Raw genomic sequence first — 7,617 nt, forward strand, 5'->3', positions numbered from 1 at the left:
TCAGACAGCGAGATCACCACGGCAGAAGGCCCAGGATGCGACACCATAAAAGGGTATCAACTTACCCTCATGATTTGTGGCGCATCACACTAGCGTGCGAAGTGCTCGGCCCCACACGGCGGACGACCACCCCCGTGCCATCCGACCCGACCGGCCGCTACGCCAGGAGACCTGAGCCGCGCCGGCCCCGGAACGGGAGCACTCCAGACTGATCTCGCCCCGGTGCCGGCGTTGCGAGGTGAAGTAGGTGTACGGGGAGTCGTGGTGGTAGAAGCGGGCCACCGAGGGGTCCGCGAACAGGACCGCACCGCAGCCGTACGGCTGGAGACCGTGCTTGTGCGGGTCGACGACCACCGAGTCGCAGTGGGCGACGGCGCGCCAGGGCTCCGGGTCCACCAGGGGTTCGACCGGGCCCTCGCCTGCCCCTCGGCTTTCGTTCCAGTGGGCCAGGAGCGTGAAGTAGCCCCCGTACGCGGCGTCGACGTGCACCCGGGCCCCGTGGCGGCGGGCGAGTCGGAGGATGTCGTGGACGGGGTCGACCGCGCCGAGGCCGGTGGTCCCGGCGGTGGCGACGACGGTGCCGACGTCACCGGTGCGCAGCAGGCGCTCCAGCGCGTCGACGTCCATGCGGCCCCGGCGGTCGACGGGTACGGCGTGCACGGGTACGCCCAGCAGGTGGCACGCCCGGCTGTGCGTGTAGTGTGCCTCCGTGCTGTAGGCGACGGCCTTGCCGGGGTGGATCTGCCGGGCGACGAACAGGGCTTCCAGGTTCGCGATGGTGCCGCTGCTGGTGAGGTGGCCGAGGTGGACGCCCAGGCCGAACATGCCGGCCAGGGCCTCGACGGCCTCCACCTCCAGGTCGGAGGTGGCCGGTCCACCGTCCAGGGCATGGTTGTTGGGGTTGATCAGCATGGCCGCCAGATACCCGACGACCGCCGCCGGATGCGGTGGCTTGAGCATCTGGCCGGCATAGCGCGGATGGAAGAACGGATAGCTGGCGCCCAGCCGTGTGGCGAGGTCGCCGAACGCCGTGCGCATCGCGTCCTCGTCCACCGCGAGCGACGGGTGCCGGGCGACGGGCCCGTAGCCGTCGGCCCAGGTCCGGATCTCCTCGACCGCCTGTCCCAGCCAGTGCGTCAGGTCCACTTCGTCCTCCTTGTCCGTTGCACGGCACCCGCACCGCTGCACGCTCCCCCCTGGGGGGCGGGCCGCGGGCAGGCTTCTCGTGGGCGGTGACCGGCGTGTGCTGCGCGGGGTCGGCGGGGCCCGCGTGGCGTCAGGGATCCCCTGCCCGGCCTTCGCAACAGCAGGCGCCGGCCGGGTCGCCGGGCCTGACGATTCAGTGGAACACGCGGCCGATGGACTCTGAGGCATCGCGAGACGAAGAAAGTTCGCGCCATGACCACGTGTCGTTCGGAGGCCATCCGCTCGCACGGGCGGCGGCCGCCCAGATGGCTCGGCACATCGAGGGACCTCGGGCGGGGCGGTGGCCACCATTGCCCGCCGGACGTGCGGCCGGTTTCCGCCAGAGCAGCGGGTAGCCGATCTCAGGGAACGCGCACAGCCGGAGGATTCACCCCCAATCCGCAAGGCCGGTAGAGCAGTCGGCGCCGCACGCACCTCCCTCGGCATCGTGTCGACGGGCCCGGATGTCAGAACCTGGACCGATTCGCCCAGACGGCCGAGGGTGGCGTCGACTGTCTCGGACATGCCGGGGCGGGATGCCCGCGAGGCTTCACCGGGTCAAGCAGTTTGCCAACAAACAAAAGTGATCGCCGTCCCGGACCGGGGGGATTCCCGGGGATAGCGGCACATTCCTTCGCCAGGCAGAGGTTACGCATATGAAAGACGATCAGCACGGAGAAGCATCGCCCGCATCCCCCCGGTCCGGCACCGCTTCCGTCCCCCGCCGATCGCTACTCAAAGCGGCGGGCGTCGGCGGTACCGTGGCCGCCCTCGGCCTCGGAGCGACGGCCCCCGCCACAGCCGCGGGACGACCGGGCCGCCCGGCCGCCGCAAGCGCCCCGCGGACGACCAACACCGTGGATCTGTACTGCAGCGTGAAGATGGGGCAGTTCGACGCCTCCGGCAACGGCACCATGACCGTGACCTGCGGCAACTTCGGCCCCGACAACGCCACCGGCCCGGTGTCACTGAAGTTCATCACACCGTTCTTCATCAACGTCCCCACCCTGCCCAGCACCCCCGGGGGCACCGCCACCTGGCTCTACCAGAACACCGCCGTGGACGCGCCGTCCATGTTCAAGGTCTCCTTCGCCGGGATCGCCGCGGGCGCCAGCATCGACGTCGTGGTCCCGCTCGCCCTCGACCCGCAGGCACCCAACATTCCCTCCTCCGGGCGGGTCATCTTCACGACCGACGCGGGCAACACGACCGACACCGACTCCGACCTCACCCACAACGAGTGGCCGGTCCTGAGCGTACGCAGCACCAAGAACAACCCGGCCCCGGGCAACGTGAACCTGTACTACACCCACCAGGGGTCGCCGCTGGTCATCGGCGGCCACGCGGCGCCGATCGCCTTCCACTTCTACAACGGGGCCGGAACGAGCCACCCGACCCAGAACTTCTCGCACTTCACCTTCTCCACCCCGTTCTACACACGCGTTCCGGCCGCCGGCCGACCGGCAGGATTCTCCGTCCTGTACGAGAACGACGATCCGGCCATCCCGTCGATCTACCGGCTCGCGGTTCCGCCCGGTGTCGGCCTGTTCGGCCCCGAGGCGCCCGCCGTGGTCTACATCCCTTTCCAGGCGCAGGCAGGCTCCCCCTTCGGCCACATCGGCGGCCCCGGGATCTTCGTCCCAACCGGATCGGACACACAGGGCGACTTCTCCAACAGCCACCACTGGATGGGCTTCGTGATGGTCAGCAACGGCGCGATCTGATAACCGGAACGGCCCGTATCGACCCGGACACCGATCACGCCACACCCGTGACACTCGACTCCGAACACCTGGGCGGGCCTCCCCGACCCTCCGCGCCGCCGCCACTCAACCGCCGGTGCGCGTGAGTGTTTCTAGCGGGGCGAGGTGGTTCAGGCGCAGATTTCGTGAAGTCGATCGCGCTTCCGTGCGCTGATGACGCACCGCCATGTACAGGCGGACGCTGACCACGTGTGAGAGGGTGTTCGATAGGGGATTCCCCCCAACTGTCCGGCTTTGGTTCTTGCGGCACGGACTCGTTTTCAGGATCTCGTGGCGGCCGGGTCCGTGTCCGCGATATTCATCAAACGTGACGGAACGACGCAGGTATCCATCGGACCTGAAGGACGATCAGTGGGAGCTCATCGAGCCAGTGCTGGTGGAGTGGCGACGCACCCGCGCCGAAGGGCGTGAGCCCACGACAGCGCTGCGTGAGGTGGTGAACGCGATCCTCTACGTCGCACGCACCGGTATCGCCTGGCGCCACCTGCCGCACGACTTCCCGCCCCACACCACCGTCTACGGCTACTTCAAGGAGTGGGAACGCGACGGCACCACCGAGCGGATCCACGACACGCTACGTGACCAGCTGCGGGCGAAGAAGGGCCGCCGGACCTCCGCCGGCCAGCTCGGTCAGGCCGTGCACCGCAGCGTCCATCCTGTCGGGGCTGTCCATCCCGGCGACCCAGGTCACCATCTGTCCTTCCAGCTCCGGGTAGTGCCCGACGTGGTGGACCCGGCCCGGCTCGTACAGCTGCGTCACCGGCTCCGCGCGCAGCCGCTTGCCGACCTTGGCGTTGACCTCGACGATCAGCGGCATCAGCTGGCCGTGTGTCTCCCCTTCGCGGGCGAGTTGGTCCCACGCCTGGCTGAGGATCTGCCGGGCCATGTTGCCGCCGTAGTTCGCCTCGACCACGATCGCGTCCGCGCGCAGCTGCAGCGCGAGCCGGCAGGCGGTGAGGCCCCAGTCGTTGGCGCCGAGGGTGTCGGACTCGTCGGCGACGACGTACAGGTGGTCCTGGTAGTCGAGGCCGAGGCCGACGACGCCGGTCTCGTCGTTGAGGGAGCTGTCGCCGCCGGACGGGTCGACGCCCGGCTGCGTGGCGTCCTGCGCGGCTACACCACCGAGCGGACCACCGCCGACGAGGTCCGGGCGAGTGGTATGGGCCCCTACCTCACCGAGCAGTACCGCACCGTGTCCGCACGGCTGGAGTACCCGCGTACCGCGAACGTCGGCATCATCCGGCTCCTCGCCTCGGGCGCCCTCGACCTCGCCCCCGAACGGGTCCGGTCCTTCGGCATCAGTGCCGTCAACGACGCCGTCACGTACGCCACCTCACACGGTGGCCCGTTCGACCGCGCAGTCCTCACCCCACCGGCTCGCTGACAAGGGCCGACTGATCTCCACAACCCGGCGCCACGGCCCACCGCCCGTCAGGAGAGCCGAGCCGACGCGTTCAGGTGGCTACTGGGCCAGCACCACGGTGAAGGCGAAGAGGACGACGGCGAGGACGACGGTACACAGCACCGCGGTTCTCACGGGCGTCAGCCGGTCCCGGAACTTCTTCTCCGGCAGGACGCGCAGGCTCGGACTGGTGCTGTGCTTCCACCAGTCGACGACCCGCCGGAAGTCGGCGTCGAAGTCCTCCGACGGGTGGAGGTCGCTGGCCATCACGGTGGACATCCAGTGGCGCCGACCGTCGGTGGTGTGGATCCGGGCCACGCGTGTGGGCGCGCCGCGGCCTTGGATCTCCGACACGTCGATCCAGGAGATCTGTTGCCAGGAGTAGGTGCGGCCACGGCCGAACCCCCAGCAGATGGTGACTCCGTCGGTGCCGACCCTGCTCCAGTACCGCATGGAGAGGAGGCGGCTCGCGGCGGCCAGCACCACGGTCCCGCCGACGAGGAGGACCATGGGGCCGAGGCCGAGGTGGAACTTCAGGTGGCCGGCGACGAGTTCGACCGTGACGACGATGAGCACCGGCCCGAGATCGGACCAGTCCGGGCGGAATCTGTCTTTCCCCCGGAAGATCAGTTCTTTCACACCGCGCACACTACGCCTCCCTCGGCCCGGCCTCGCAGGGGGATGGGTGGACGGCCGTGCGGCTCCCGTCAGAGCAGGTCGAATACCGACAAGTCGGCCGGTACCGCACCTGGTTGTGCCGGCTCGCACTGAACCTCGCGCTGAACGAGGACGCTGCTCGGCTTCCCGCCCTCTCCGAGAATCCGCCCCAGGCCCGATCCGCCCGCCGCCGCGGGCGGGCGCGGGTGCAGCTGTAGGACTGCACGACTGCACCCGCGCCCAACGACGGTTCCGCGCGGGCTCCGCGCGCGAGCGTCATCCGCGCGGAGCAGGTGCCCACTGGAGGAGGAATCGCAGCCCCTCGTGGGCCGGGGAGCCGGGAGGGGCGGTGTAGGCGATGAGTTGCTGGTCGGGCCGGGTGTCGACGGTGAACTGCTGGACGTCGAGGGTCAGGGGGCCAGCCAGCGGGTGGACGTAGGTCTTGGTGAGCTGCCGGGGGCCGCGCACCCGGCGGTCGGCCCACCAGGCCCGGAAGTTCGCGTCTCGGGAAGTCAACTCCGCGATCAGGTAGGCGAGTTCACGGTCCTCCGGATGGCGCCCGGCTTCCATGCGCAGCGTGGCGACGCAGTCGCGCGCGGCGCGGGGCCAGTCCGCGTACAGCGCGCGGTAGGCGTCGTCGAGGAAGGTGAGGCGGATCAGGTTGCGCTCCCCGGGGGCGAGTGCGCCGAAGTCGGTGAGCAGGGCAGTGGCCGCGTGGTTCCAGGCCAGGACGTCCAGGCGCCGGTTGAGGACCATGGCGGGGACGTCGTGCATGGTCGCCAGGAGCTGCCGCAGTTGCGGGTCCACGGGTGGGCGGCCGGACGGTGGGGCAGCGGGTGCCGGGGCCGCGTCGGCCAGCGCGAACAGGTAGGCGCGTTCGTCCGGCGCCAGGCGCAGCGCGTCGGCGAGCGCGTCGAGGACCGACCGGGAGACCGTTCGGGTGCGTCCCTGCTCCAGGCGGACGACGTAGTCGACGCTCACGTGGGCGAGCTGCGCCAGTTCCTCGCGGCGCAGGCCCGGCACCCGCCGCAGCCGTCCGTCGTCGGGGAATCCGGCCCCGTGGGGGTCGAGGGCGGCGCGGCGGGCACGCAGGAAGTCCCCCAGCTCGTTGTCGCGGGAGGGCCGGTCGCGGACGGTCATGGTTCCAGTGTCCGGCACGGGAGCGGCCTCGTGCCTGGTACCGGCGTGCATAGGCAGCTTCCTCCCTGGCACCCCCGCACGCTCCGGCGCCACGGTGGAGGAACGGCCACCGAAGAGAGCCGCCGGAGTCGGCCCCGCGCCGACCCGCCCGTCGCACGACGACCGGAGCAGCACCGTGATCACCGATGTGACCTTCCCCAGCGCCGGCCTGAACCTCGCCGGCCACCTGTACACCCCCGACGACGGCGGCACGGGCGGCCCCCGCCCGGCGATCGTCGTCGGCCACCCCGGCGGCGGGGTGAAGGAGCAGGCCGCCGGCCTGTACGCCCGGCGCCTGGCCGAGCGCGGCTTCGTCACCCTCGCCTTCGACTCCGCATTCCAAGGCGCGAGCGAGGGCGAGCCGCGCGGCCTGGAGGACCCGGCGCACCGGATCGAGGACCTCAAGGCCGCCGTCTCGTTCCTCACCACCCGCGCCGAGGCCGACCCGGGCCGGACCGGGGCGCTGGGCATCTGCGCCTCCGGCGGCTACGCCCTGGCCGCCGGCTCGACCGACCACCGGATCAGGGCCGTCGCCACCGTCAGCGCCACCGACATGGCCCGTCAGTTCCGCGACGGCGCCGACGGCACCCAGGACCCGGCCGTCTTCCGGGCCATGCTCGAAGGCGCCGCCGCGGCCCGCACCGCCGAGGGCCGGGGCGAGGGCGTCCGGACCTTCCCGATCTTCCCCGCGACCGAGGAGGAGGCCCGCCGCGGCGGCCCGCACGTCCACGACGGCTGGGAGTACTACTGCACGCCCCGCGCCGAACACCCCCGGGCGGCCAAGGCCCTGACCTGGTCCAGCATCGACCGCATCGCGACCTCCGACGCCTTCGCCTCCCTGCCCCTGCTCGCCCCGCGCCCGCTGCTCATGGTCGTCGGGCGCGAGGCGGTGACCGCCTGGATGAGCGTGCGGGCCTTCCAGCGCTCGACCGGGCCGAAGGAACTGCACTGGATCGACGGCGCCGCGCACGTCGACCTCTACGACAAGGACGAGTACGTCACCCCCGCCGTCGCGAGGCTGACCGACTTCTTCGGCACCCACCTCGCCGCGACCACTGACACCCGCTCAGGACCGGATACGGCACCCGAGGCCTTGCACGGCCGGGGCGGAGCCGACGCCGTGGGCGATCGGTCATGAAGGCTCGGGTTCTCGGGTGCTCGGGTGCTCGGGTGCCGGGTTCTCGGGTGCCGGGCGCCGGGCGGTCAGTGGTGGCTGACGATGACGGAGATGCCCCAGCCGATCGCCGCGAGCACCACCGCGAAGATCAGTCCCGCCAGGGTGGAGCCGACCGGCCCGGCGGCGGGCCGGAGCGGGGGGGGGGGGCGGGGGGGGGGGGGGGGGGGGGGGGGGGGGGGGAGGGAGGGGAAAAAGGGGGGGAGGCACGGGTCCGTGAGAGAGGCCCCCACCAAAAACCTTCCCCCCCCTCCCCC

At 71.2% G+C, this 7,617-nt stretch carries 6 protein-coding genes and 1 pseudogene; 3 read left to right on the forward strand and 4 right to left on the reverse strand.

Annotated features, from left to right (window positions below; translation table 11 throughout):
- Positions 1–84 precede the first annotated feature (84 nt).
- Positions 85–1,146, reverse strand: coding sequence for a pyridoxal phosphate-dependent decarboxylase family protein (locus AC07AL_RS36490; protein WP_478319458.1), 1,062 nt, complete (start codon positions 1,144–1,146; stop codon positions 85–87).
- An 896-nt stretch (positions 1,147–2,042) separates the two neighbouring features.
- On the opposite strand from AC07AL_RS36490, the gene AC07AL_RS36495 reads away from it, so the two are divergent.
- Positions 2,043–2,909 carry a hypothetical protein gene (locus AC07AL_RS36495; protein WP_363586225.1) on the forward strand — a complete coding sequence of 289 codons (867 nt, stop codon included), beginning with the start codon at positions 2,043–2,045 and terminating at the stop codon, positions 2,907–2,909.
- A gap of 205 nt (positions 2,910–3,114) precedes the next feature.
- Positions 3,115–3,504 (forward strand): annotated as a pseudogene (locus AC07AL_RS36500) (transposase); the annotation flags it as partial.
- An 18-nt stretch (positions 3,505–3,522) separates the two neighbouring features.
- Here AC07AL_RS36500 and AC07AL_RS36505 read toward each other — a convergent pair.
- The 3 genes from AC07AL_RS36505 to AC07AL_RS36515 all read right to left on the reverse strand — a co-directional run bounded on the left by AC07AL_RS36505 (position 3,523) and on the right by AC07AL_RS36515 (position 6,147).
- Complete coding sequence (locus tag AC07AL_RS36505; protein ID WP_478319467.1) at positions 3,523–4,131, reverse strand: phage terminase large subunit family protein; 609 nt, start codon at positions 4,129–4,131, stop codon at positions 3,523–3,525.
- Positions 4,132–4,410: 279 nt separating this feature from the next.
- Positions 4,411–4,989, reverse strand: a complete 579-nt coding sequence (locus AC07AL_RS36510) for a hypothetical protein (RefSeq protein ID WP_363586223.1) — start codon at positions 4,987–4,989, stop codon at positions 4,411–4,413.
- Between the two features lie 294 nt (positions 4,990–5,283).
- Positions 5,284–6,147, reverse strand: coding sequence for a helix-turn-helix transcriptional regulator (locus tag AC07AL_RS36515; RefSeq protein WP_478319459.1), 864 nt, complete (start codon positions 6,145–6,147; stop codon positions 5,284–5,286).
- Positions 6,148–6,322: 175 nt separating this feature from the next.
- On the opposite strand from AC07AL_RS36515, the gene AC07AL_RS36520 reads away from it, so the two are divergent.
- On the forward strand, positions 6,323–7,324 hold the full coding sequence (locus AC07AL_RS36520; protein ID WP_478319460.1) for an alpha/beta hydrolase: 1,002 nt from the start codon (positions 6,323–6,325) through the stop codon (positions 7,322–7,324).
- Positions 7,325–7,617 lie beyond the last annotated feature (293 nt).

This window comes from Kitasatospora sp. NPDC043949 (assembly GCF_056435365.1).